The organism is Caldimonas brevitalea (genome assembly GCF_001017435.1).
GTDB lineage: Bacteria > Pseudomonadota > Gammaproteobacteria > Burkholderiales > Burkholderiaceae_C > Caldimonas > Caldimonas brevitalea.
Map to the genome: position 1 here is coordinate 5,168,927 of NZ_CP011371.1, position 23,969 is coordinate 5,192,895.

The 23,969-nt window shown below is 69.7% G+C and carries 19 protein-coding genes; 7 read left to right on the forward strand and 12 right to left on the reverse strand.

The window, feature by feature from the left end:
• Positions 1-8 precede the first annotated feature (8 nt).
• On the reverse strand, positions 9-791 hold the full coding sequence (locus AAW51_RS21755; RefSeq protein WP_157360002.1) for a TetR/AcrR family transcriptional regulator: 783 nt from the start codon (positions 789-791) through the stop codon (positions 9-11).
• A 205-nt stretch (positions 792-996) separates the two neighbouring features.
• Between AAW51_RS21755 and AAW51_RS21760 the strand changes: the two genes are divergently transcribed.
• Complete coding sequence (locus AAW51_RS21760; protein ID WP_157360003.1) at positions 997-1,746, forward strand: hypothetical protein; 750 nt, start codon at positions 997-999, stop codon at positions 1,744-1,746.
• Positions 1,736-2,344 (forward strand): RES family NAD+ phosphorylase, encoded by a 609-nt coding sequence (locus tag AAW51_RS28475; protein WP_053013839.1) that lies wholly within the window; start codon positions 1,736-1,738, stop codon positions 2,342-2,344. The genes AAW51_RS21760 and AAW51_RS28475 overlap by 11 nt, the downstream gene beginning before the upstream one ends.
• A 71-nt stretch (positions 2,345-2,415) precedes the next feature.
• Here the strand turns inward: AAW51_RS28475 and AAW51_RS21770 are convergent, their stop codons facing one another.
• The 5 genes from AAW51_RS21770 to AAW51_RS21790 all read right to left on the reverse strand — a co-directional run bounded on the left by AAW51_RS21770 (position 2,416) and on the right by AAW51_RS21790 (position 9,068).
• A complete protein-coding gene (locus AAW51_RS21770; protein ID WP_083438498.1) occupies positions 2,416-5,343 on the reverse strand; it encodes an adenosylcobalamin-dependent ribonucleoside-diphosphate reductase in 2,928 nt (975 codons plus the stop codon).
• Positions 5,344-5,480: 137 nt separating this feature from the next.
• Positions 5,481-5,912, reverse strand: coding sequence for a ubiquinone anaerobic biosynthesis accessory factor UbiT (ubiT, locus tag AAW51_RS21775; RefSeq protein WP_047196282.1), 432 nt, complete (start codon positions 5,910-5,912; stop codon positions 5,481-5,483).
• Entirely contained in the window at positions 5,909-6,835 is a 927-nt protein-coding gene (locus AAW51_RS21780) for a U32 family peptidase (protein ID WP_238947665.1), read from the reverse strand. The genes ubiT and AAW51_RS21780 overlap by 4 nt, the downstream gene beginning before the upstream one ends.
• Before the next feature lie 33 nt (positions 6,836-6,868).
• On the reverse strand, positions 6,869-7,894 hold the full coding sequence (gene ubiU, locus AAW51_RS21785) for a ubiquinone anaerobic biosynthesis protein UbiU (protein ID WP_238947666.1): 1,026 nt from the start codon (positions 7,892-7,894) through the stop codon (positions 6,869-6,871).
• Between the two features lie 64 nt (positions 7,895-7,958).
• Positions 7,959-9,068: an NAD(P)H-dependent flavin oxidoreductase gene (locus tag AAW51_RS21790; RefSeq protein ID WP_238947933.1), complete on the reverse strand. Its 1,110-nt coding sequence runs from the start codon at positions 9,066-9,068 to the stop codon at positions 7,959-7,961.
• A 416-nt stretch (positions 9,069-9,484) separates the two neighbouring features.
• Between AAW51_RS21790 and AAW51_RS21795 the strand changes: the two genes are divergently transcribed.
• Positions 9,485-10,246, forward strand: a complete 762-nt coding sequence (locus AAW51_RS21795) for a glycine zipper 2TM domain-containing protein (RefSeq protein ID WP_047196284.1) — start codon at positions 9,485-9,487, stop codon at positions 10,244-10,246.
• Positions 10,247-10,354: 108 nt separating this feature from the next.
• Here AAW51_RS21795 and AAW51_RS28480 read toward each other — a convergent pair whose 3' ends face one another.
• A complete protein-coding gene (locus AAW51_RS28480; RefSeq protein ID WP_053013840.1) occupies positions 10,355-10,813 on the reverse strand; it encodes a YbhB/YbcL family Raf kinase inhibitor-like protein in 459 nt (152 codons plus the stop codon).
• Between the two features lie 586 nt (positions 10,814-11,399).
• Here AAW51_RS28480 and AAW51_RS28485 point away from each other — a divergent pair.
• Together AAW51_RS28485 and AAW51_RS21810 are read left to right on the forward strand one after the other, a co-directional pair.
• Positions 11,400-13,652 carry a hybrid sensor histidine kinase/response regulator gene (locus tag AAW51_RS28485; protein WP_169788068.1) on the forward strand — a complete coding sequence of 751 codons (2,253 nt, stop codon included), beginning with the start codon at positions 11,400-11,402 and terminating at the stop codon, positions 13,650-13,652.
• Between the two features lie 302 nt (positions 13,653-13,954).
• Positions 13,955-17,326 (forward strand): hypothetical protein, encoded by a 3,372-nt coding sequence (locus AAW51_RS21810; RefSeq protein ID WP_047196285.1) that lies wholly within the window; start codon positions 13,955-13,957, stop codon positions 17,324-17,326.
• A gap of 19 nt (positions 17,327-17,345) precedes the next feature.
• On the opposite strand, the gene AAW51_RS21815 is transcribed toward AAW51_RS21810, so the two are convergent.
• From AAW51_RS21815 to AAW51_RS21825, 3 genes are all read right to left on the reverse strand, one after another.
• Positions 17,346-17,540 (reverse strand): hypothetical protein, encoded by a 195-nt coding sequence (locus AAW51_RS21815; protein ID WP_169788069.1) that lies wholly within the window; start codon positions 17,538-17,540, stop codon positions 17,346-17,348.
• Positions 17,541-17,635: 95 nt separating this feature from the next.
• Positions 17,636-18,262 (reverse strand): glutathione S-transferase family protein, encoded by a 627-nt coding sequence (locus tag AAW51_RS21820; RefSeq protein ID WP_047196287.1) that lies wholly within the window; start codon positions 18,260-18,262, stop codon positions 17,636-17,638.
• A 209-nt stretch (positions 18,263-18,471) separates the two neighbouring features.
• Positions 18,472-19,182 carry an FkbM family methyltransferase gene (locus tag AAW51_RS21825; RefSeq protein ID WP_238947934.1) on the reverse strand — a complete coding sequence of 237 codons (711 nt, stop codon included), beginning with the start codon at positions 19,180-19,182 and terminating at the stop codon, positions 18,472-18,474.
• Positions 19,183-19,484: 302 nt separating this feature from the next.
• On the opposite strand from AAW51_RS21825, the gene AAW51_RS21830 reads away from it, so the two are divergent.
• The gene (locus AAW51_RS21830; RefSeq protein ID WP_047196289.1) at positions 19,485-19,745 is read left to right on the forward strand and encodes a VF530 family protein; all 261 of its coding nucleotides are present in this window, start codon (positions 19,485-19,487) and stop codon (positions 19,743-19,745) included.
• A gap of 25 nt (positions 19,746-19,770) precedes the next feature.
• On the opposite strand, the gene AAW51_RS28490 is transcribed toward AAW51_RS21830, so the two are convergent.
• A complete protein-coding gene (locus AAW51_RS28490) occupies positions 19,771-22,164 on the reverse strand; it encodes a serine/threonine-protein kinase (protein WP_053013842.1) in 2,394 nt (797 codons plus the stop codon).
• A gap of 251 nt (positions 22,165-22,415) precedes the next feature.
• Positions 22,416-23,387 carry a TIGR03885 family FMN-dependent LLM class oxidoreductase gene (locus AAW51_RS21840; RefSeq protein WP_047196290.1) on the reverse strand — a complete coding sequence of 324 codons (972 nt, stop codon included), beginning with the start codon at positions 23,385-23,387 and terminating at the stop codon, positions 22,416-22,418.
• A gap of 168 nt (positions 23,388-23,555) precedes the next feature.
• Between AAW51_RS21840 and AAW51_RS21845 the strand changes: the two genes are divergently transcribed.
• The gene (locus tag AAW51_RS21845) at positions 23,556-23,915 is read left to right on the forward strand and encodes an FKBP-type peptidyl-prolyl cis-trans isomerase (RefSeq protein ID WP_047196291.1); all 360 of its coding nucleotides are present in this window, start codon (positions 23,556-23,558) and stop codon (positions 23,913-23,915) included.
• The last annotated feature ends 54 nt before the right edge of the window (positions 23,916-23,969 follow it).

Consider the following 23,969-nt stretch of genomic DNA (forward strand, 5'->3'; position numbering starts at 1 on the left):
CAGAAGCTTCATGAAGGCAAACTCGGGCCAGTAGAAGAAGGAGACACGGAAGCGGTGGGCGCGGCGCGCCGTTGCGCCTCGTGCCGGACCATCGCGCAGCCCAGACCGACCAGCCGCTCGAGCACGCCGTCGAGCGCGGCGGGGCGCGACAGCATGCCGGGGGCGAGGACGTCCATCCAGTCGCGCGACAGCCAGTAGTCCTGCACGATGGCGGTCAGCGCGAACGCGAGCTGATGCAGACCGTCGTCGGGCGACGCCACGCGGCAATGGCGCGCGAGCAGCCGCAGCAGCGCCTGGTGGTGCGGCACCACATAGTGCTCGACCACGTCGCGCAGCATCGGGGTCGGCTCGACCATCTCGCGCAGGTGGATGCGCACCACATCCTGCAGCCCGCTGTCGTCGGTCAGCGGCAGCAAGAAGGCACCGAACATCCGGCGCATCGCCTCGGCGAGCGAGAGCGTCTCGTCGTCGAAGGGCGGCAGGTGCTCGACGATGCGCTCGATCGGCTCGACCAGCACGGCGCGGTAGAGCGCTTCTTTGTCGCCGAAGTGGTAATGGATCGAGGCGACGTTGGCGCCCGCCGCCTGGCAGATCTCGCGGGTCGACGCGGCGGCGTAACCCTTCTGCGCGAAGATGCGCGTCGCCTCGTCCAGCAGTCGCTGACGCGCGGGCGAGCCGCCCGGCACACCCGCCGGCGAGCGCCGGCCGCGGGCCGAGCGTGCGGCGGTGGAGTGCACCGCCTCATTGGGCGGGCGGCGAACCGAAACGAGGGAGCGTCTGGAGGTGGACATGGCGGCATCGGCGACACGTGGCAAGTGAACTGCCAGAGGCTGTACAGCCGACCCCTGTCCCTGTGAGTGTACTCAGGTCAAGCAAGCGCTTGAATGACGGATACAAGGAATTGCTTCCCAGTACAGCACGAGACCCATCACAACCCTGCTTGCTTTGCTTGCCCTCACCTTGCTCTTGGAGCCTGTGGCCACTATGCTTCGCGACATGGCCCAAAACCCAGCGCCCAAGCGTCCAAGACCTGGCGAGCCGACGAAGAAGACGGCCGCGGCCAAGCGCTCGAACACGACGGGTTTGAAGCGCCCGCACCGCGTGGCCAACGAGGCGCCGCCCCTGCTCACGACCGTGGTCGACGAGTTGCGAGCGCTGGTCCACCAGCTACGCGACCAGGTCGCGATGCAGGAACGCCAGATCCAGGCCCTGATCACCAGGCAGGCCGATCAGCTCACCGAGCGCCGCACCAGCGGTCCGGCGTCGACCGAGCGCATCGACCTCGCCCTACAAGAGCTGCGCCACCGCCTGCCGGTGCAGGAGCACGTGGTGGTCGAAGGGTCTGAATCGGTCCGCCGCCGTTGGGTCGACCAGGGCCTGGTGGTCGGCTCGGCCGAGCTGCGCAAAGCATGGGGGGTGAGTCGACAGGCGCTCGACCAGGCTGCGGAGCGCGGTGACCTGGTCCGGATGAAGATCGCCAACCGCCAGTATTACCCGGCGGGCTTCTTGGAACTTGCGTCCCAGGACGTGGCAAAGGTTTGCCGGGCGCTGCAGCCCTTGGACGAGATCACCAGCATCGTTTTCTGGAGTCGCAAACACGGCGCCCTCGGCAACCGGACCGTGACCGAAGCGCTCAAGGACGGCAAGCTCGCCGCCGTCCTGCAGCTCGCCGGTGCGTACGCAGAAGAATTGCGCCCCGCCGTGGGTGCCGATACGTCGACGGCGGCAGGCGCGCATGCTGCGTAAGCCCAAGAAAGGCAGTTTCGAGTCCCGCCTGCAAGTGGTGCCGGTGTCGACGCAGGACCTGTGGAGGTTCAGCAAATTTCCTGACACCGAGCCTTACTGGGCCACCCGCGGCCACTACCGCTTCGACGACCCGGGCGGCGCCGTTGGCGCGGCGACCTTCGGCGTGCTCTACGTCGGCCACCTCCCCGAAGTGGCATTCGCCGAATCGTGCATCCACGAAAACTCGCTGTTCAACACCGACACCGGGCGGTTCGAAGTGCCCAAGGCGGTGTTGACCGGACGCTCGCTCGTGAACTTCCGGCACCCTGCAAAACCACAGCTGTTGATGGCCGATCTGACCGGACCGGCCCTGAAGGCTCTCGGGCTGAACAACGACATCTCCGCGGGCAACGACTATGGCATTCCGCAGCAATGGAGCGCCGCCATCCACACGGCTCGCCCCGACGTCGACGGCATCCGGTACGCCAGTCGGCAACTCAACAGTTCGTTCTGTTATGCCGTTTTCCAGCGCAGCGGGTTGGCCAGGGACCAATACAGGCCGCTGCCTCCGGACCTTCTGGAAGCCCTGTGTGCCCGCTTCAACGTCGCGCCGGTTTGAGCCGGCCGCCTCTGCCCTCAGTGCTCGCTCGGGCCTGATGGCGGCCCTGACGCCCGCGCCTGCGGCACCGTTCAGCCGCAACTCCCCAGATGCCCGCACGCGGTGCAGAACTGGCAGCCGTCCTTCTGGATCATCGTGTGGTTGCCGCACTCCGGGCAGCGGCTGCCCGCCATCGGCACCGCGGCCTCGACCTTGCCGGCCGGCGCCATCAGCACCCCCATCTCCTGCAGCGGGTGACCGTTTTCGTCGAGTACCCCCAACATCGCATAGCGGTGGATGATGAGCCGGGCGATGTAGGCCACCGTCGACGGCCAGGTCTGCTGGCGCCGCGCCTGCGGCGGCAAGCCCGGCACGAAGGCCATGAAGTGGCCGAGCGGCTCGGCATAGCTCAGCAGCTTGCGCAGCTTCATGCCGATCCAGGCCGGGTCGATCACCCGCATGTCGAGCGACAGCACACGGGCCAGGCCGTCGAGGGCGCGCGGGTAGTTGCCCGAGAAGCCGAGCGCGCAGGGCCGGGTGCGCGGGTTCCCATCGGCGCCGGGCAGCACGATTTCCTTCAAGGTCAGCGTGAACTCCTCGCCGGTGCTCGGGTTGTGCACATCGGCGGCCCAGGCCAGCGTGCCCGGCGTGCCGGTGCGCGGCTCATCGCGGCTGAACATCGCATCGAGCACCGGTGTCGGTGCTTGCGCTGCGCCTGCGTCCCACAGCCCCAGCTGTTCGCAACGCCAGCGCACCACCGCGGCGGTGGCGGCCACCACCCCGGGGAAGGGCCTGCGCTGGCCGTCGGGCGGGAACGGCATCTCGAAGGCACGCTCCTCCTGCACCGTCGCCAAGGCGTCGAGCTTCAACCGCACCCACGCCGCATCGCGCGTGCGCAAGTCCATCGACAAGGTTTTGGCCAGGGCACCGAGCCCGCGCGGCTGCTCGGCCCCGTTGACCCACACCTCGAAGGGCAGCGGCCGCGCCGCATCCGCTCCGGCCGGCAGCTCGCCGACGAACAGGCCGAACTTGCCGTGTGCATGCTCGATCATGTAGGTCCAGGCGCTGTTGCCGGCCGGCAGGTCCGGGCGCCCCGGCCAGCGCAGCGACGCCAGCACCGGCTCGGGCAACCGCTCCAGCGCGAGGCGCCGGTTGGTGGCGTCGGAGGGGGTGGGCGCGACCGGGGCTGTCGGCGTCGGGGCCACCGTCAACACCGCCCCCAGCACCGAGTTGGGCCGGTAGGTGGCCAGGCCCTTCAGGCCCGCTTCCCAGGCCCGCAGATAAAGATCCTGGAACTCGGCATATGGATAGTCCTCAGGCACGTTGACGGTCTTCGAGATCGCCGTGTCGATGTATGGCGCGACCGCGGCAACCATCTTCTGGTGGGCCTCGGCACTCATCTCCAGCGCGGTGACGAAGGCCTCGGTGAGCGGCGCTGCAGGCCCTTTCAAGTGCCGGTAGAGCCGCCATGCATGGTCTTCGACCATATGGTCCTGGTGGCTGCCGTCGGGCATGCGCTTCTTGCGCCGGTAGCTCCACGAGAACGCCGGCTCGATGCCGTTGCTGGCGTTGTCGGCGAAGGCCAGGCTGATGGTGCCGGTGGGCGCGATCGACAGCAGGTGGGAATTGCGCAGCCCGTGTGCCCGGATGCGCTCCTTCAGTGCGGCCGGCAAGCGTGATGCGAAGGTGCCGCGGCGCAGGTACAGGTCGGCATTGAACAGCGGGAAGGCGCCGCGTTCGCGCGCCAGCTCGACCGACGTGTCGTAGGCGGTATCGCGCATCAACTCCGCGATACGCCGTGCCATGGCCCGGGCCGGCTCGCGGTCGTAGCGCAGGTTGAGCATCACCAGCGCATCGCCAAGACCGGTGAACCCGAGCCCGATGCGGCGCTTGTCGCGTGCCTCCTCCTGTTGGCGCGGCAAGGGCCAGTGCGTGACGTCGAGCACGTTGTCGAGCATGCGCACGGCCACGCGCACCTGGCGGGCGAAGCCCTCTTCGTCGAAGCGGGCACCGGGCTCGAAGGGGTCGATCACGTAGTGCGTCAGCGCGATCGAGCCGAGGCAGCAACAGCCATAAGGTGGCAGCGGCTGCTCGGCGCACGGGTTGGTCGCCGCGATCGACTCGCAATACGACAGGTTGTTGTCTTGGTTGATGCGGTCGAGAAACAAGACACCCGGCTCGGCGTGGTCGTAGGTCGAGCGCATGACCTGGTCCCACAACACACGCGCCGGCAGCCGGCGGTACACCCACAGGCCGTCATCACGCCGATAAGCCCCGGCCGCCTTCTGCTTCACGCCGGGCTCGCAGCGGTGCGTCAGTTCCACCTCCGCGTCGGCCCGCACCGCCTGCATGAAGCTGTCGGTCACGCCCACGGAGAGGTTGAAGTTGCGCAGGTCGCCGGTGTCCTTGGCGTGGATGAACTCCTCGATGTCGGGATGGTCGCAGCGCAGCACCCCCATCTGCGCGCCGCGGCGCGCGCCGGCCGATTCGACTGTTTCGCAGGAGCGGTCGAACACGCGCATATACGACACCGGTCCGGAGGCATTCGACTGGGTGCTGCCCACCCAGGCCCCGCGCGGGCGGATGCGCGAGAAGTCGTAGCCCACGCCGCCCCCGCGGCGCATGGTTTCGGCGGCCTCGGTCAACGCCGTGTAGATGCCGGGATGGCCTTCGTCGTCCTGTGCGATCGAATCGCCGACAGGCTGGACGAAGCAGTTGATCAGCGTCGCGGCGAGGTCGGTGCCGGCCGCGGAATTGATGCGCCCGGCGGGTATGAAGCCGTCTTCCTGCGCCTGCCGAAACAGCGCTTCCCAGTGCGAGCGCTGCTCCGGGGCCTCGCAGGCCGCGAGCGCCCGCGCGACGCGCCGCCGCACGTCGGCCACACATTGCTCGTCGCCCTTTGCATACTTTTCGAGCAGTACTTCTTCGCTGATGGGCTGGGCCGGCAACGGCGCAGCAGGCGTAGCGGATGTGATGGCGGCGGCGGCAGCAGCAGCAGCGGCGAGGGTCTCGGAGGTCATGGCGGTTTTCGTCTGGCATCCAGGATCGGACGTTCCGCACGGTAGCGAGCCGCGCCCCCGGGCGTTTTGACCCCGATCAGCCTTCGGTGGAAGCACGGCAACGCCCATCGGTCTTCCCGGTGCCGGGCCCACGACCCTCAGCGCCACAACGGCCCGATGGCATCGAGCGTGTTCTTCAACACCAGGCCCAGTTCGGTGTCGCCCTCCATCACCAGCGCCCGTTCGAAGAACAGCCGGTCGGCGTCGTCTGTGCCGCACAGCAAGCGCCAGTAGGCCGGCACCGCCGCGGCGATGCGCAAGGCCGGCTGCGCGCCGCGCGGTGCCACGCCGAAGCCGTGCGACGACAGCTGCAAGCGCAGCCGCAAGCCCAGGTCGAGCACCGCCACCTCGACGGTATGGCCTGACAACGCCGCACGCATGTCCTGCGGCAAACGCGGCAGCAACCACCGGTTCAGCGCCAGCGCCAGGGCCACCGCGGGCGGCTGCATCGGCAATCGCTGCACCAGCGGCACCAGCCGCTCGGCCAGCTCGGTCACGCGCCACCAGGGGAGCTGCGGGGAGGTGTTCATCGTCCACTCCATTCGAGGCCGGCGGCCCCATGTGCATAGCCGTCGGCCAGGCCTCCGGGCAAGCTGCTCGCTTGCAGGCAGGCCAGCGCGTCCTGCGCGTTCGCCCCGTGGTTCATGACCTGCTCGAACGCCTCGATGACGGCAGCAAACCCGTGCGAGCGCGGCGACAAGCGCAACCGCGAGACGCCGGCGGCCAGCAGCGCGTCGCGCTCGCCGAGCAAACACTGCTGCGCCGCCGACTGGGTCTGGATGCCGTTGAGCACCAGAAACGGCACACCGTCGCCGGTCCGCAAGAGCAGGCCGTCGGGGTCGTCGGCGCAGCGAAACTCGCACTGGTCTTTCTGCAGGCGGTGATGGCGGGCGGTGAAGCAGCGCGCTGAAAATGCGAGCGGCATCCGGCCGTAGCCCCAGGCTTCGGTCGCAAGCGGTGCACCCTCGTGGCGGGTCCGCACCGGTTGGCCCGGCGGATTCACCAGCGCCAGCGTGCGCAGCGGCTGCTCCACCGACGCGACCCAGCGGCAAGCGCCGAGCAGCGCCAGCTCTTGCAGCGCCGGACGGCTGTAGACGTTGACATGCGGGCCGACGACAAACGGTGCACCGGCCTGCGCCAGCAAGCGCAAGGCCGAGGCATCGCCGGCCTCGACCAGGTGATCGCCCTGGGACACCAGCCGTCGCAGCGTGCGCAGTTCGGCCTCCGACTCGATCAGGGCCTGGCTCGCCAGCACCACCTCCTTGCCGGTCGCCGCGAGGTCGTGTGCCAGCGCGAGCCAGTCGTCGGTCTTCATCTGGTGCCGCCGCGAGCACACCACCTCGCCGAGCACGACGGTGTCGGCGGCCGATTCGGCCACCTCGGCGTAGAACTGCAGCAGCGCGGTGCGCGTCCAGTAGGTCAGCACCGGGCCCACCGTCAGGGCGATCCGCATCGGCATTTCCTTCCGATCGTCCATACCGTTCGTTCACCGCCAGGGGCGGTCGTAAGCGCCCAGGCTGTGCTGCTGGCCTTCGGCCAAATGGCCCAGCGCCGCCGTCCACGCCGGTTGGACCTTGAATCGCTCGGCGTCGGCGCCGGCCTGGTCGATGGCCTGGCGCCACACCCGGGTCACCTGCTCGACATAGGACGGGCTGCGCTGGCGGCCCTCGATCTTGATGGCCCGCACGCCCAGCCGTATCAGCTCGGGCAGGATGGCGAGCGTGTTCAAACTGGTCGGCTCCTCGAGCGCGTAGTCGCGTCGACCGGCGACCTCGAACCGCCCCTTGCACAGCGTCGGGTAGCCACGCGGCTCGTCGGGTGCATAGCGGTCGATCAGCAGCCCGTTGAGCCGCACGTCCACGTCCTCGCCGCTTTCCTGCCAGCGCACCGCCGACGGCGGCGAGCAGACGCCGGCGCCGTTGGGCGACTGCCCGGTGGCATACGACGACAAGGCGCAGCGGCCTTCCACCATCACGCACAGGCTGCCGAAGCCGAACACCTCGATGTCGACCTCGGTATGGCGCAGCAGATGGCCGACCTGCGACAGCGTCAACACCCTCGGCAGCACCGCACGCCGTATGCCGTAGCGCTCGCGGTAGAAGGCAATCGCTTCATAGCTGGTAGCCGACGCCTGCACCGACAGATGCAAGGGCAGCGAAGGGTGACGGGCGTACGCATAGGCCAGCACGGCGATGTCCGCGGCAATCAGCGCGTCGGCGCCCAACTCGGCCGCGGCGTCGACCGCACGGTACCAGGGCGACGGGTCGGCGGCGTCGGCATAGGTGTTCAACGCCATCAACACCTTGCGCCCGCGCGCGTGCGCATAGGCCATGCCCTCGCGGAGGGTGGTCGCGTCGAAGTTCAGCCCAGGAAAGTTGCGCGCGTTGGTGGCGTTGCGCAGGCCGAGGTAGACCGCGTCGGCACCGGCGTCGACTGCCAGTTGCAGCGCGCGCAACGAACCGGCGGGACACACCAGTTCGGGCCGCTTCGAGACAGGGGTGGAGTTCATCATCGCCGGGCACTTTAGCGAGCGCCGAGACCGGCGTTTTGCGCCGCATCAACGGTGTTTCGTGACGTCAAACGGGTGAAGGCGCGATGGGCCCGTCGGCGCCAAGCAAGCGCAACAACAACTCGCGCACGCTGCGCATCTGGCTGCCGAAAGGCAGCGCGCCACGGCCCCGGAAGAACAGGCCGCGCTTGACGTCGCCGCGCAAGGCCGCCGCCAGCTGCTGGTCGATGCAGAACTGGCCCCATCCGGCCTTGCCGTCGCGCAGGCCGCATTGCGCCAGGCAGTCGAACACCTTGGTGCAGCGCGCCTTGGCATGCGCGACCGCCTGCAAGCGGGGTTCGACCTTCAGATAGGCCTTCAACCACGGCGTTGCGACCGCACGCGCCGGCAGCCCAGCCACGCTGGTGAACTCGACCAGATCGTCGTCGCTCGCCTCGGCCAGCACGCGCTTGAACTCGGGATGCGCGTCCGACTCGGTGGTCACCGCGAACGGTGTGCCGAGTTGCACGGCACTCGCACCCAGGTCTTGCAGGCGGCGGATGTGGGCCAGCGTGCGGATGCCGCCGGCCGCGATCACCGGCACCTCGCGCTCGACGCCGGCGGCGCGCAGCACGGCCAGCGTCTGTGGCACCGACTGGTCGAAGTCGAAGCGCACATCGTCGAGGTCTTCGATCTTGGCGGCGCCCAGGTGCCCGCCGGCGTGTTTGGGATGTTCGAGCACGATGGCGTCGGGCAAACGTTGCCTGCGCTCCCATTTGCGCACCACCAGCTGCACGCCGCGAGCGTCCGACAGGATGGGCACCAGCAGCGCCTTCGGATGGTCGGCGGCCAGTTCCGGCAGATCGAGCGGCAGGCCCGCGCCCACCACGACGGCGTCGATGCCGCATTGCAGGGCGCGGGTCACGTAGGGTGCGTACTCGCTGACCGCGCGCATCACGTTCACCGCGAGCAGTCCGCGCCCGCCGCTGCGCTCGCGCGCCGCGGCGATTTCACGCGTCAACGCCTCCAGGTTGGCCGCGTTGATCGCCTCCTTCGCCGCCGCCCCGACGCCCAGGCCGCGGGTGCGCTCCATCAGGTCGGGGTGGTGGCGCCGCAAGTCGACGGACGACAACGTGCCGACACCGCCGAGGGCCGCCACGGCCCCCGCCAGCCGGTGCGCCGACACCCCGATGCCCATGCCCCCCTGGACGATGGGCAGCAGCCGGCGGCCACCGAACAGCAAAGCGCGCAGGCCGCTGGCGGAAAGCGCTGACCACAGGTCGGGATCGGTGTGCGGGGAAGCCGGGGCGGCATTCGGAACAGCGAGGGTCATGTCATCTGGAAAAGAAACTCACAAGCACCGCACGCTAGCCGGCCGGCGCCCCGCCGGGCTTGTCCTGGGTCAGTCTCGATGCACTCTCCGGCGGCGCCGGCGGCTGCGGCGGACGTCATCAGTCGCAATCGTGGTGTCTTCGCGTTATCCCAGCCGCGTGGATTTGACAGTCAGTGACATCTCGGCGTCCTGCATCGATGCCCAACGCGTCGATCGAACGTTGAATGCGCGGGGCCGTTCGCTCCCAGCGACGGCTCGACAGCAAAAAGAAAGGGCTTCCCATGAACACCCCCTCCTCGTCTCTCGATGCCGCAGCTCCGGTCGCGGCGCCACCGCACGGCTTGACGGCACTGCCGCGGGCGGTCTGGATGGCTGGCGGCGTCGCCCTGTTCACCATCGGCGGACTGGCCTCGGCGCTGGTGCTGCAGGCGCGCAGCCCCGCTCCGGCAACGTCCGCTGCCGCTCCGGTTCAGGCGCTGCAAACGGGTCCACAACTCGCCGCCCCGACCGAGAGCGCGACGCTGGTTCCGCCGCAAACGCCGTCCGAGGGCCGCCCCGCATCTTTGGTGCCGCCCGAACCGACCCGGGACGCCCCGCGGGAGCCAGAGGCCCGCGAGATGCAGCCGGCGGCGGCGGCGGTATGCCGCCATTGCGGTGTCGTCGAATCGGTCCGCGCGGTCCAGCACAAGGGCGAGGGGACCGGCGTCGGCGCCGTGGCCGGCGGTGTGGTCGGCGGCCTGCTGGGCAACCAGGTCGGCAAAGGCAACGGCCGCAAGGCCATGACGGTGGTCGGTGCGGTGGGTGGCGGCTTCGCCGGGCATGAGATCGAGAAACGCGCCCGCAGCGTGACCGTCTATCGCGTCAAGGTGCGCATGGACGATGGCACCCTGCGCACCGTGTCGCATCCGCAGGCACCCGCGGTGGGTCAGCGCGTCACGGTCCAGGGCCGTACCCTCAGGATGGCCGCCGCGCCCGAAGCGGGCTCACCCGACGCGCCGCGCACCTGGAAGACGAATGCCGCGGCGGACGCCGCAGGCGCCTGATCGATACGATCGACACGTTTACATCCTGGCGCTGGCGCGTTGCGACACGCCAGCCCGCCGTGCCGCTGCTGCGTGCGTGACGACGCGGGCGTGCCACGCCACCGGCCGCTACCGCGCTTCGAATTGTTTGCAGCAGGTGCGCACCTGCTTGCCGGAGGCCAGCGACTTGCCTTGCGCGTCACGCGCCTCGACACGCATCTCATAACGATGGTCGGCGCCGGTCGGCGGGCAGGGGCCGGACCATGCCTTGAGCGCCCCTTCCGGTAGCGTGGCGCTGCCGCCCTGCGCCACGGTCGCTTCGCCGCCGCCGTGATCGAAGCTGAGCAGGTCGAGGTCGACCATCTCCACCTTGACGACGCGTGTCTGCGGCGGCAGTTGCGTCAGCTCCAGGCGGGGCGAACTGCGTGACAGCCGCGCCATCGCCATCTTGTAGGGTCCGTCGCCGCACGCATGGCGCCGCTCGAACTGGTAGTTCACGCCGACCTGCGGCCGATCGTCAGGAACGCGCAGGGTGCCACAGGCGCCGAGCGCCAGGCATGTGAGGGGGAGGAAGGCGAGTCGCATCATGCAAGCTCCTTGGTGGTGGTGGCCGCGCAAGACCCATCGCCGGCAACAGAGTCGGTCGCGACAACATCTGTTGTCGCCTGCCGGCTTTTGCTGCGCTGGCTCGCCGGTCGAGCAAGCAGCATTCCGATACCGCCCTGCGGCAGGAGAAGACACAGGGTCGGCCGGCGGGAGCCTCCACCAAACGTAAGATGGGTTTCCGCGCGCGTGCCCAGGGGCCCTTGCCGGACCTGCTCCCGCCCCCGGGGACGCAAAAGCACATTGACGAAAGCGCGACCCACCCGCCTCCCGAATCCGCTGGCCGCACGAGGGTTGCGCTTTGACGCGGGGGCCCCGGGAGACCGAGGATAGGAGCAACAACTCGAGGGAAGCGGGACAACACGCGCCGTGGTGCTACACGGCACAGGCAGACCAGCGACCACCGTGGTCGCAGGACCCATCGAGCCACCCCGTGAGGGTGGGTCATCGGCGTATGCCGGGCGTCCGCACCGCGGAGTTTGCAGGGCCAGACAGGGAAGCGCAGCGAGAAGGGTCGACGATGCCGGGCAGCCGTAGGTCAGACAAGAGCGCACGTCGCCAAGAGGGCCCGGTGGGGTCGAAACTGCAAGCATTGCTCGCACAGGCCCGCATCGCCACTTGGGAATGGGATGTCGAGGACGACCGCGGCTCGGTCTGTCGCACATTGCCGACACTCTTCGGTCTGCGATCCGGCGACCCCATCGACGACTTGCCGCCTGCACTGCGCTGGCTCCACTCCGCCGACAGTGCCGGCTACCGGACCGCTTTCGAAGCGGCGCTGACGCAGGGCGCGGGGGGCCATTGGCACAGCGAGTTCCGCATCGTCCAGCCCCATGGCGGCGCAGTGGTATGGCTCGAAGAACGAGCGCACGTCGGGAGGGACACCTCGACCGGTCACCGCTGCATCAGCGGCTTGCTGTGGGACATCACGCCGCGCAAGCAGTTGGAACAGAAGCTCGTCAGCAGCGAAGAGCAGTTTCGCACCCTCTTCGAAGCGGCCAACGTCGGCATGGCGCAGGCAGACCCCGACAGCCGCCGCTTGCTGCGCGTCAACGACTGCCTGGCCGGGATGTTGGGCTACGAGACCGAGGCCTTGATCGGCCGCCCGATACTCGACCTGACCTATCCCGACGACCAGGTCGAGAACCGGCGGCGCCTGGAGAAGATCCTGCGGGGCGAGGCAGACCGGTGGACCTTCGAGATGCGGTTGCGGCACCAGAACGGCCAGATGATCTGGGTCTCGGTGAACGCGACGGTGCTGCGGCTGCCGGACGCTCGTGCAGCGCGCTTGAATGCGGTGTTGATCGACGTGACACGTCGCCGCGAAGCCGACGAGCAGCGGCGTCGTTCGGAGCATCGGCTGCGCAAGGCGCTCGAGATCCAGACGGTGGGGGTGATCTTTTTCCGCACCAACGGCGCGATCACTTACTGCAACCCGGCCTTCTTGGCGATGAGCGGTTATGACGAAGTCGATGTGGCCGCCGGCCGCGTGCGCTGGGACGTGATGACACCGCCGGAGTGGGTGCCGGCGTCTTACAAGGCCATCGAAGAGTTCGTCACCGTGGGCCGTACGGTGCCTTACGAGAAGCAGTACATCCGCAAGGACGGGAGCCGCTGGTGGGCGTTGTTCGCCGCATCGCGGCTCGACGAAGAGCTGGGCATCGAGTTCATCGTCGACATCACCGCGATGAAAGAAGCACAGCATGCACTGCGCGAAGCCGACCGGCGCAAGGACCAATTCCTGGCCACGCTCGCCCACGAACTGCGCAACCCGCTCGCGCCCCTGAGCAACGGGCTCGAATTGTTGCTGCGGTCGCCACCGGCCGATCCCGGCGAGATGCGCGAATGGCACGAGATGATGTTGCGACAAGTCGAGCACATGGTGCACCTCGTGGACGACCTGCTCGACATCCAGCGCATCACCCACGACCGCATCACCTTGCGCCGGGAGGCCGTGGACCTGCGGCAGGTGTGCCGCGACGGCGTCGAGGAGAGCCTGCCGTTGATCCAGCGCGCCGACCACCGCCTGCATCTCGCGCTGCCCGATACGCCGCTGCTCGTGGACGGCGACCGGGTGCGCCTGGCCCAGGTGGTCACCAACCTGCTGAACAACGCGGCCAAGTTCACCCCCAACGGCGGCTCGCTGCACCTGAGCCTGCAGGCGGAGGGCGACGCCGCGGTGCTGGGGGTGCGCGACAACGGCTGCGGCATCGCGGCGCAAGCGCTGCCGACCATCTTTGAGATGTACGCCCAGGCAGCGCCGCCGGCCAACGGTTGCGAGCCGGGGCTGGGCATCGGCCTGGCCCTCGCGAAGCAGTTGGTCCGCCTGCATGGCGGCAGCATCGAGGCGCACAGTGACGGGCCCTCCCGCGGCAGCGAGTTCGTGGTGCGGCTGCCCCTGACCGACCCGCTGGCACTGCCACAGAGCCGTGGGTCGGCGGCCACGCCCGCGCCACAGGGGCTGCACGTGATCGTGGCCGACGACAACCAGGAAGCGGCCGACAGCCTCGCCGCACTGTTGCGCCTGATCGGCGCCGACGTGAGAGTGTGTTACGGCGCCGATGGTGTGCTCGAAACCTTGGAGCAAGGCTTCCCGGCCGATGCCGCGGTGATCGACCTGGGCATGCCGGACATGGACGGCTACGAGCTGGCGCGGCGGCTGCGAGCGGGCTCGGGCACCCCCGACCTGCTGCTGGTCGCCCTGAGCGGATGGGGGCAGGAAGCCGACAAGGTGTCGTCCGCGACCGCCGGATTCCAGCACCACCTGGTCAAGCCGCTGCGGTTCGAGCAGCTCGAATCCATCCTCGCGCAAGCTCGGCACTGACGGCCGCGAGGCACGATCGGCTGCCGCGCCACCTTCTCGCGCATCGCCACCCGGGGTTGCCGGCCGTTTCCAACATTTACTTCTCGTGCCAGCGTGTCAGGGGAGAAAGCAGGGCCAATGCGGGAGGCAGTGCTCGGCGACGGTGCCCGGGAATGGGAAACTCGCGCCCTGAGCGTTGCGACGCTGTTCGATCGTTTTTCGATGGCTTTCTTATCGATGTTGTCACCCTACGCAGCCCCCTGTCCCCTTCCGTTGCCCGGTTCGCACCCGGCCCTGTCGGCCCTGCGCCGCAAGGAGAAGCCGTGAGCGTTCCTCTGAGTGAGCAAGGCCTGCCTCCCCTGACCCGCCGGCTCGGGTTGTCGCTCGACGCGTGGCTGTGCGTCGGCCTCGCGTCGCTGGCCTTCGGGCTCGCATGGGTGCTGGCGCTGACCGCGCCGGACCGGTTGTTCGCGCCCGAGACGCTCGGGTATCGGTCGAATGCCGGCAACGTCTGGTTCCAGTCCGATGTGCTGCGTGTGCTGCAGGACATGAGCGACAGGCAGGCCGATCACCCGCGAGCGGTCGTGCACCCGCTGTTCTCGCTGCTGACACTGCCTGTGGTCACCGCGCTGCAATGGCTGCCTGGCGTGGACGCACGCGCGGCGGCGGCGCTCTTTTCGGCGGCCACCGCGGCCGCCACGGTGGCCCTGCTGTATTTGACGCTGCGCCGACTCGGGCGCCAGCGGGCCGAAGCGGCGCTGCTGTGTGCGCTGCTGTGCGCGAGTGCCGGCTGGCTGTTCTTCTACACGGTGCCCGAAGCCTTCCAGCTCGGCGGCCTGACCATCATGCTGGCCCTGTATGTGGCGGCCGCCCCCCCTGCGGCCAGCCCTCGGCGCGAGCAGATCCGCGTCTGGTGGGTCAGTGCCGCGACGTTGGCGGTCACGCTGACCAACTGGATGTTCGGCTGGCTGCTGGCGCTCGGCCGGCTGCGCCCACTCGCGGCCGCGGCCGTCACCGCCGGCGCGTTGGCCGCCGTCGCGGCGGGCGCCGGGCTGCAGCACCAGCTGCTGCCCAACCTGCCAGGCTTCGGCAGCCTCGGCGGCGAAACCTCGTTCATGCTCAAGGAAGAGGCCGGCGGCCCGTTGGCGGTGGCCAAGGTGTTCTGGTTCGACACCGTGGTGGCCCCCCGGCCTGACCTGACCGGCCCCAACCCGCATTGGCAGGCCTTGTCGTTCCAGCACAGCCCCCTGGGATCGGGCTCCCCCTTGGCATGGCCCGCATTGGCACTGTGGGCGGCCCTGCTGGCGCTCGGGCTGCTGCGGGTGTGCCGTCGCGGCGCCCTGCCGCCCGGGTTCCGCCTGGTGCTGGTGGGCGGGCTGGTCGGGCAGTGGGCGCTGCATGCGGTCTACGGCGAAGAAACTTTCCTCTACGCGCTGCACTTCCTGCCGCTGCTGGTGGTGCTGGCGTCACTCGCCTTCGATCTGCCGGCCGGCCGCCCGATGCTGTCGGCCGCCCTGTTCGCGCTGCTGGCCACGCTGGTCGGGCTGAGCCTGGTTCACAACGGCCAGGCGCTGGACCGCGCCAAGCAGCACGCCGCCGAGCAGGGTTCGACCCGCACCGACTTGCTCGAAGAAATGGCCCGCCGGCCCCTCGGGCCGTGGCCGCGCGGCCAGGCGCATGTGCTGCTCGGCGTGCCGGGCGCGTCGAGCGCCGACAAGGCGTATTTCGAGCCGGGCGGCAGTTTCTCGCCGTGGGTCGGGTCCTTCGGCGTGTCGGTCTGGGCGGTCGACGCGTCGGGCAGCGTGAAGGCGACCAGCGACAGCATCGGGTTGCGTGACACCCGGCAGGAGGTCGCGCTGGCGCAAGGGCGCTGGCCTTCGGTGGCATTCGCCACGCCGCTCTACACCGGGCGGTGGGCACAAGACGCCGCCGGTGTCTGGCAGCTGGGGTTGGAGGCCGCCGCCGGGTTGCCGGCCGGGCAGTCGCTGCAGCTGCTGGTGCGCGGCGTCGGCCCGGCTGCGGGCCCGCTGCGCCACCTCGAGTGGCGGCCCGCGACGCGCACGCTGCTGATCGAGGGCCGTTGGCGGTTGCGCCTGCCGGAGGGCGCGGCGGTGCGGCTGGGCGACGAACACCAGGACGGTTGGGAGACGCCCGCTGGCACGGCCACCTCCGTGCGCAGCCCGACCGGCTGGGCCTACGCCCGCATCGACTGGCCCGCCACGGCATCCAAGGCCAGCATCGAGGCGCTGGAGTCGGCCACCGTGCCGGCCCCGGCGCTGCGCGACGCCGTGCACCTGCCGCAGGTCGAGGTGCCGGAGCCGGCCTTCGTCGCCAGCCTGCACGCCCAGGTGCACCATCTGGCGATGTCGGTCGACGGTCGCGAGGTGCGCCCCGGCGACCCGCTCAACTATGGCCAGGCCTGGTTGCGCGACAGTGCCTATGTGGCCGCCGCGCTGGCGCAATCGGGCAACCTGGCGTTGGCACGCGAGCTGGCGCTCGACCTGGCCCAGCGCGACTTCTTCGGTGGCTTCGGTGCCGAAGCCGACGCGCCGGGCATCGCCTTGTGGGCGCTGCAGGAAGTGGCGTCGCGGCTGCGCGACCCGGTGTTCGACCGCTCGGTGTGGCCGGACGTGCAACGCAAGGCCGCCTGGATCGTCGCCTGCCTCGACGCCGAAGCCGTGCTGATGGCGGACCCGGAAGGTGCCGTGCTCGGCCGTCACGCCCTTGCACGCGACACGCGGCTGGCCTGCTTGCCCGCCGACGGCGACCTGATCGCCGGCCGCATGGACTGGCATGTGCCGCGGCTGTACCTCACGGCCTTCTCGTATCGCGGGCTGATGGACGCGGCCGAGTTCGCCACCCGGCTGGGCCACCGGGCGCATGCGGAACAGTGGACGCAAGCGGCCGCGCGCCTGCAGGCTGCCTGGAATGGTGAGCTGACCGGGGCGCCGCGCGAGCTGCCCAGCCGCGGCGACCTGGAGCTGTGGATCCGGGCTGCGGCGGCCGAGCACGGCCTGTACGGCGTGCGCAGCGCCGCCAAGCTGTGGTCTGCCAGCCGCAAGGCCGGTGGCGAGTTGAACAATCCGCGCACCTTCATCTCGGGCACCTGGCCCACCCGCGTCGCGCTGCAGGGCAAGCAGGCCTATGCGGAGCGACTGTTCCGGCAGCCGGTGCCCGGCCCGGCGCCCGGGCATGCGCGGCCCCGCTGGACCTATTTCGACATCGCGCTGGCCCACCAGGCGCTGTACCTCGGCCGGCCCGAGCGGGCCTGGGAAACGCTGCGGCGCTATTGGGACCACAGCGTCGCGCCCGGCACCTACACCTGGTGGGAAGGCGAGGGCGAGGAAAACACCTCCTACGGCTGGCAGGCGCTGCGCGGCTGGGTCTCGCCGCCCCATGTCACGCCGCACTACTGGACGGCGGCCGAAGTGCTGGCGCTGCAACTCGAGATGCTGGCGATGCTCGACGACGACGGCGGCGCGGCCCAACTCGTGATCGGCGCCGGGGTGCCGGCGACGTGGCTGACCGCGCCGGTGTCGGCCGCCGGCCTGCAGGTCCGCGGCGCGCGGGTCGACTGGCGCTGGGACGGTGGGCGCGTCGAGGTGAGCGTCACCGGAGCCCGCTACCCCGTGCGATTGGGGCCGTCATTCCCGGCCGGCACCCCGGTCACGGTGCGGCACGTGGACGGGCCCTGAAGCAAGCGCGCCTTCGCGCTCAGGTCGAGCGCGACAGGTCTGCCGCGTCGGCGCGGCCCTCGTGCCGGCGTCCGGCAGGGCCGAACACACGTTCGTAGGGGTCGATCAGGGCCAGCAGGCGACGCATCTCACCCTGGTCGGCCTCCCCGCTCGCGACAGCCCACAGCGCGTCGAAGCGCGCGGTGAGCGCCCGGTACTCCACCTCGCTGATCAAGGTCGCTGGCGGCGGAGGGGGCGCGACGCACCGCCCTTGTGCCCGAGGTTCGCCCGCCTGCTCACGCCGGCCCGGTTGTTGCGTGGCCAGGCCCATCATGCGGCGACGGCCTCGACGGCGGGGAACGGCTCCCGCCATGCGTCCAGTTCCTCCAGCCGGGCATGCCAGCGACGGATGTGGGAATAGGGCTGCAGCGGCAGCTTCGCGGCATCGGCATACGGCAGCGTGATGCCCACCGCGAAATCGGCCACGCTCAGCGTGTCGCCCACCAGGTAACGGCGGCCGTCGAGATGGGCGTCCAGCACCTTGGCGAAACGGTGGAACCCTTCGGTCGCCTTCTCGACCTCGGCTGCGTCGGGCGGCACGCCGAGGAAGTGGGCCTTGATGATGTGCTCGAAGTAGAGGGCGCCGGCGTGCGGCAGGAACTCCGCCGCATCCCAGGAGAGCCAGCGCAGCACCTCCACCTGCCGGTCGTCACGCGGCCACAGGTCGGAGCCCGCCTTGCGGGCGAGGTGGCACATGATGGCCGTCGACTCCCAGAGGTTGAGGTCACCGTCCACCAGCACCGGCACCTTGGCGTTCGGATTCATCGCACGAAACGCGGGCGTCTGGTGTGCACCGGCGGCGAGGTCGACATGCACGTAGTCGACCGGCGAGTTGAGGTACTTGGCCACGGCGCAGGCCTTGCGCGGATTGAGGACACGAGCGTAGTAGAGCTGCATGAAGAGGTCTCCTGAGGCGCGGCCGCCGCTCGAAGCCGACAGCGGGCCGCTGGTGTGGCGCCGCCGGTGCGGGTGGCCAGCGCCGGCGGGAGCGCATCAAAGATAGCAAGAAAAATGTACAGCGTCCACATTTGCGCAACGCCGTGGGCCCGCCCGGTGGTGGCGAGCCCTACGGCGAGGGAGCGGCCCGGCCCTGCGGGCGGGGCGGGTCAGGCGAGGCGGAAGCCGTCGTCGCCGAGATCTTGCATGCCGATGCGCCGGCCGACGATGCGGCGGGCGCCGCGCAGGTACTTGACGCCCGCGATGTGCGTCTTGCTCGACCAGCTGAGAGGATGCCAATGCTGGTTGATGAACAACACGTCCATGCGGTTCTTGGACAAGTCGATGTGCCAGAAGCCGAGGTGCTCCAGGCGCCGGGTGATGGTGGCGACCGGCTCACGCTGATTGGCGTCGAGGAAGTCATGAAACTCGATGGTCACCTGCCCGATGCGCCGCAATTCGTCGTCGCTGGCCGCTTCGAGCATCGCCACCTCCGCGCCCTCGATGTCGCACTTCAGCAGGTCGACGTGGTCGATGCCGGCCTGCTCCATGAAGCCGCCGAAGCTGACCGACGGCACGTCGACCGTCTCGGCCTTTTCGGCTTCGAGTTGCGAGAACACCACCGAGGCGCAGTGTTGCTTGTAGATGGACAGGCGCAACGTGCCGGGGCCACCGCCGATGGCGACGTTGTAGGGGTGGATGTGCGGGTCTCGCGGCAGTTGCTCGCAGAGGACAGGATGGGCCTCCGCGCCGTAGACCTCGCAGTCGAACAGCCTGCGCATGCGGGTCGAGAAGGCCCCGTGGTTCATCCCGAAATCGACGACAACACTGCGTGCGTCGACCCAGTCGCTGACGAACGTGTGACCATGGACGCGTATCACCTTCAAGAGCAGCTCCTTTTCCAACGGTAGGGCCTTGCCGGCGGTGTGCAGCAGTCTCAGCAGGTGTTGTGGGCGGGGCACCCCGGCCAGTGCGGCGCCTTGGTCGTGGCTCGTGCTCACGCCAGCGGAGGTTGTAGACGACATGCGGGGGGATGGGCGGCGTCGCCTTTTTAAAAGCGGGGACATCCCCCTGCTGCCTCGTTCTCGTCGTAGGGATTGCGAGGCCCGACCTCACGCCGATGGGGTCCGGTCGCTGTGCGTCCTCTGGGAGCCTGCCGCCGCTGGAATGGCATCATCGCGAGATGCCCCCTGCCCCGACCCGAGACCCTCTCCACGGCAAGACGCTGGAACAGTTGCTGACCGAACTGGTCGAGCACTTCGGCTGGCCCGAACTGGGACGCCGCATCGCCATCCGCTGCTTCACGCACGACCCCAGCGTGCGCTCGAGCCTGACCTTTCTGCGCCGCACGCCGTGGGCCCGCGCCAAGGTCGAAAGCCTCTACCTCTACATGCTGCGCGAGCGCGAGCGCCAGCGCCAAGCCGGTTCGTCGCAGGATCGATAGCGGCTGCGGCACGCCGCCGCCGGCGTCACGGCCCGAGGCTGCTGACGACCGGTGCTCCTGCCGTCGCACAAGACGCCAAGGCGGCTTGCACCATGGCCGGGGTCACCAGGCCCGGGCCATGAGGCGGCAGGGGATCGGCACTCTGCAAGGACCGCTGGGCGCGCCGGTACAAGGTGCAAGCCTGGGCCCGGTCTGCGATCGCAATCGTGCCCGGCTCGGCCTGCGCGTTGCGACGCCATAGAGCCTGTGCGAGGTGGTAGTCGGCGTAGGCCGACGCGTACAGCACCAGCCGCAGGCCACGCGCGGAGGTCGGCAAGGCCTCGTGTTGGCGCACCGCTTCACGGCCGATGCCGATACTCGCCTCGACGTCGCCCTGTGCAAGCGTGACGGCCGCCAGCTCTGCCCGGGTGCGTGCGAAGAACGCCTGCAGCATCGTGTCGTGGGGTGTTTGGTCGAGCTGTTGCTCCAGCAATTGCAGGCTCATGCTCTGCTGGCGCACCGCATGCTCGAACTGGCCCAGGCGGGCCAGGGCCAGCCCCAGGTACTCGTGTCCGAGGGCCAGCGCCCGCGTGACGACGGTGTCGTGCGGGTCGTTGCGCTGCAGTTGCTCCAACATCTGCAGACCCTCCTGGGCAGCCTGTGCCGCCGCACGCGCGAGTTCGCCGCTGCTGCCGTGCTTCAGGAGCCGCAGTCCATGCTCGAGCCGCAGGATGGCGAGATTGGTCGCCGCCATCCGGTCTTCCGGATGCCGAGCGAGCACGGTTTCGGTCAAACGCCGCGCCGTGGCGAGGTGCTTCTCGTAGGCCGGCCAATCGCCGGCCGACTCATAGGCCGACGAAAGATTGCCGTAGACGGCCGCCAACAGCGTCTGCGAGCGCACGTCACTGGGGTTGGCGGCAGCGGCAGCATGGGCGGCGGGCAGCGCGCGCTGCAGCAGTTGCAGCGCACCGGTGTGCCGGCCTTTGGCCTCGAGCAGGATGGCCTGGCGCATCAGCACCCGCGCCAGCTCCAGTTGCGCCGCCGCACGCGGCCCTCGGTCCAGCAGGGCACGTCGCGTCAGCGGCTCGAGCAGGCCTTGCGCCTTGGCATAGACGCGCGCGGCGGCGTCGAGGTCGCCGAAAGCGGCGTTGTAGGGTTGGCCCAGCGCGTCGCCGACCCGCAGGTAGGCGCGGGCGATCTCGATCTGCAGCTTCGGATCGTCACGCCGCTCGGTGCCCAGTTGCTCGAGGTAGGTCAGCGCCGTTTGCACCACCAGCTTGCGGGCGTCGGAGCTGCCCGGCAGGGTCCGGATCGCCTCGTGCATGTCGAAGATGAAGACATTGGCCAGATGCCGCACGCCGTTGGCATGCCGTTCGGCGCGTTCGCGCTGGCGGTTGGCCTCGTAGACCTCGTAGCCTGCGAAGCCGAGGCCGGCCAGCAAGGCGAGGTTGGCCACCAGCGCCACCCCCGCGGCAGCACGATGGCGCAGCAAGAAGCGATGCGCGCGGTAGCTCCACGCGCCACGCCGCGCCTGCACCGGCAACCGCTCGAGATGACGGAAGACGTCGTCGGCCAGCTGCTCGGCCGAGGCGTAGCGTCGAGCCGGGTCCTTGCGCAGCGCCATCATGACCACGGCGTCGAGATCGCCCTGCAGGTCGGCCCGCAAACGACGGTCGGCCACGGCCTGGCTGGGCCGTGGTGGGTCGACCTCGCAGACCGCGGCCGACCAGGCGTAGTGGTCGTCCGGCGTGACGCCCAGGTAGGGCGAGACACCGGTCAGCAACCGGTACAGCACGACGCCGAGCGCGTAGACGTCGCTGGTCGGCGCGACACGGCCGCCGCGCACCTGTTCCGGGCTGGCATAGGCCAGCGTCAGGGGCATCGCTGCGCCGGCGCTCGGGGCCGCCCCGTCGGCGTCGGTCACGTCGATCTTGCGCGCGATGCCGAAGTCGAGCAGCTTGATGACCCCGCGCTCGGTCACCAGGATGTGGCCGGGCGTCAGGTCGCAGTGCACCACGCCCTGTTGATGCACATAGTGCACCACCTGGCACACGGTGCGAAACAGGCGTAACCGCTGTTCGATGGACAGGCCGTTGCGCTGCGCATAGACATCGATCGGCTCGCCGGCCACCAACTCCATCACCAGGTAGGGGCGGCCGTCTTCCATCACGCCGCCGTCGTACACCTTGGCGAGATTGGGATGGTCGAGGCTGGCCATGATCTGTCGCTCGGCCCGAAAGCGCGCCACCGCGTGCTCGCGGTCCAGGCTGCCGCGCATCAGCTTGACCGCGACCTGCTGCTCATAGGCCCCGTCGGCCCGGGCAGCGCGGTAGACATCGCCGGTGCCACCGCGGCCGATCAGCGCGTGCAGGCGGTACGCCCCGAGCCGCTGGCCCGAGCGGATGTCGAAACGGGCCCGTTCGAGGGCGAGGGTCAGCACGGCCGCTCCGCCGGCGTCTGAAGGGGGTCGAGGTGACGTGTGCACATCGCAGAAGGTCTGTTGGAAAGCGCGAGGGCTGCCACGGCACGGCGCGCGGCATGCATGCCGCCGTGATGACGAGTGGCAACCGTCGCGCACTCGCCCGCGGCATCCCGTCGGCGCCGCTGTGCCAAGAATACGCGATGCGTGATGAAGGCCGACGGGATGCCGCGAGGCAGCGGCGAGCGAGGTGTGCCGCGGCGTCGGCAGGCTCAGCCGCGCAACGCCGGCAGCACCTGGCGCCCGTAGAACTCGATGAACTCGTCCTGCAAGGGCCCGACCTGATGCACGTCGACCGCAGCCACGCCTCGCGCCGCCAGCTCGCGCAGATGCTGCAGATGGCGCTCGACATCGCACGCGACGAGCACGTTCGCGTGCAGGTCCTCGGGCCGCACATGTCGCGTGGCCGCTTCGAAATGCTCGGGTTGCCTCAGGTCCCAGTTGACGTCGCTGCCCAGGCAGTTGAACCGCCAGTGCTCGAACGCCAGCCGCAGCGCCTGCGAGTCGTCCTCGGCCCAGCTGACATCGAGCTTCACATGCACCGGTTTCCCGGTACCGCCGCCGGCACGGAAGGCAGCGATCACCTGGTCGAGCCGCGCCAGGTCGCGGCCCAGCGTCAGCAGGCCGTCGGCCCAGCTGCCCAGCCAGCGTGCGGTCTCGACACCGGTGGCGGCACCGAACAGCAGGGGCGGCTGCGCCGGCCGGTCCCACACGCGCGCATCTTCGACGACGATACGCCCGCGGTGCGTGACCCGCTCGCCGGCCAGCAGCGCCCGCACGATGGCGGCGCCTTCCTGCAGCCGCGCGTTGCGCTCGTCCTTGGCGGGCCACGGCGCGCCGGTCAGCTGCTCGTTGATCGCCTCGCCACTGCCGAGCGCCACCCAGGTGACGCGCCCCGGAAACATCTGCGCCAAGGTGCCGATGGCCTGCGCCAGCACCACCGGGTGGTAGCGCCAGCCACCCGGCACCGTGATGGTCGAGAAGCGGGCGCTGCGGGTGGCCTGCAAGGCGGCACCCAGCCAGGCCCAGGTGTAGCCCGAGTGCCCTTGGCGCGGTGCCCAGGGCTGCAGGTGGTCGGAGCAGAACACGTCGTCGAAACCCGCCGCTTCGGCGCGCTGGGCCAGGCCCAGCAAGGCCGCGGGCGAAAACTGTTCATGTGAAGCGTGATAGCTGTAACGGGTCATCGATGCCTCCAACCTCGACATCAGCAACCCGTATGCCGCGCCGTGCTGAGGGCCCGGCGCAGACCTCCTCCGATGTTCACCCGCAGGCCGCGTCCCGCATCGAAAACGGGCCTCGCGCGAGCCGGTGGCATCATCGCGCTTTTCTATCTATCCACTGAAGGAGACAGCATGGCCACCACCACCCCGAGCGGACTGCAGATCGACGACGTGCAGACCGGCAGCGGTGCCGAAGCGAAGGCCGGGCGCAGCGTCCAGGTGCACTACACCGGCTGGCTGCACGATCCCAAGGCGCCCAATGGCCGCGGCCAGAAGTTCGATTCGAGCAAGGATCGCAACGACCCGTTCGAGTTCTCGCTCGGCGCCGGCATGGTGATCCGCGGCTGGGACGAGGGCGTGCAGGGCATGAAGGAAGGCGGCGTGCGCGTGCTGACCATCCCCGCCGAACTGGGTTACGGCGCGCGCGGTGCCGGCGGTGTGATCCCGCCGAATGCGACGCTGGTGTTCGAGGTGGAGTTGCTCAAGGCCTGAGCGGCCTTCGGGCTCGCGGTCGCGACGGTGGGCATGGCCGGCTGCCGGCCATGC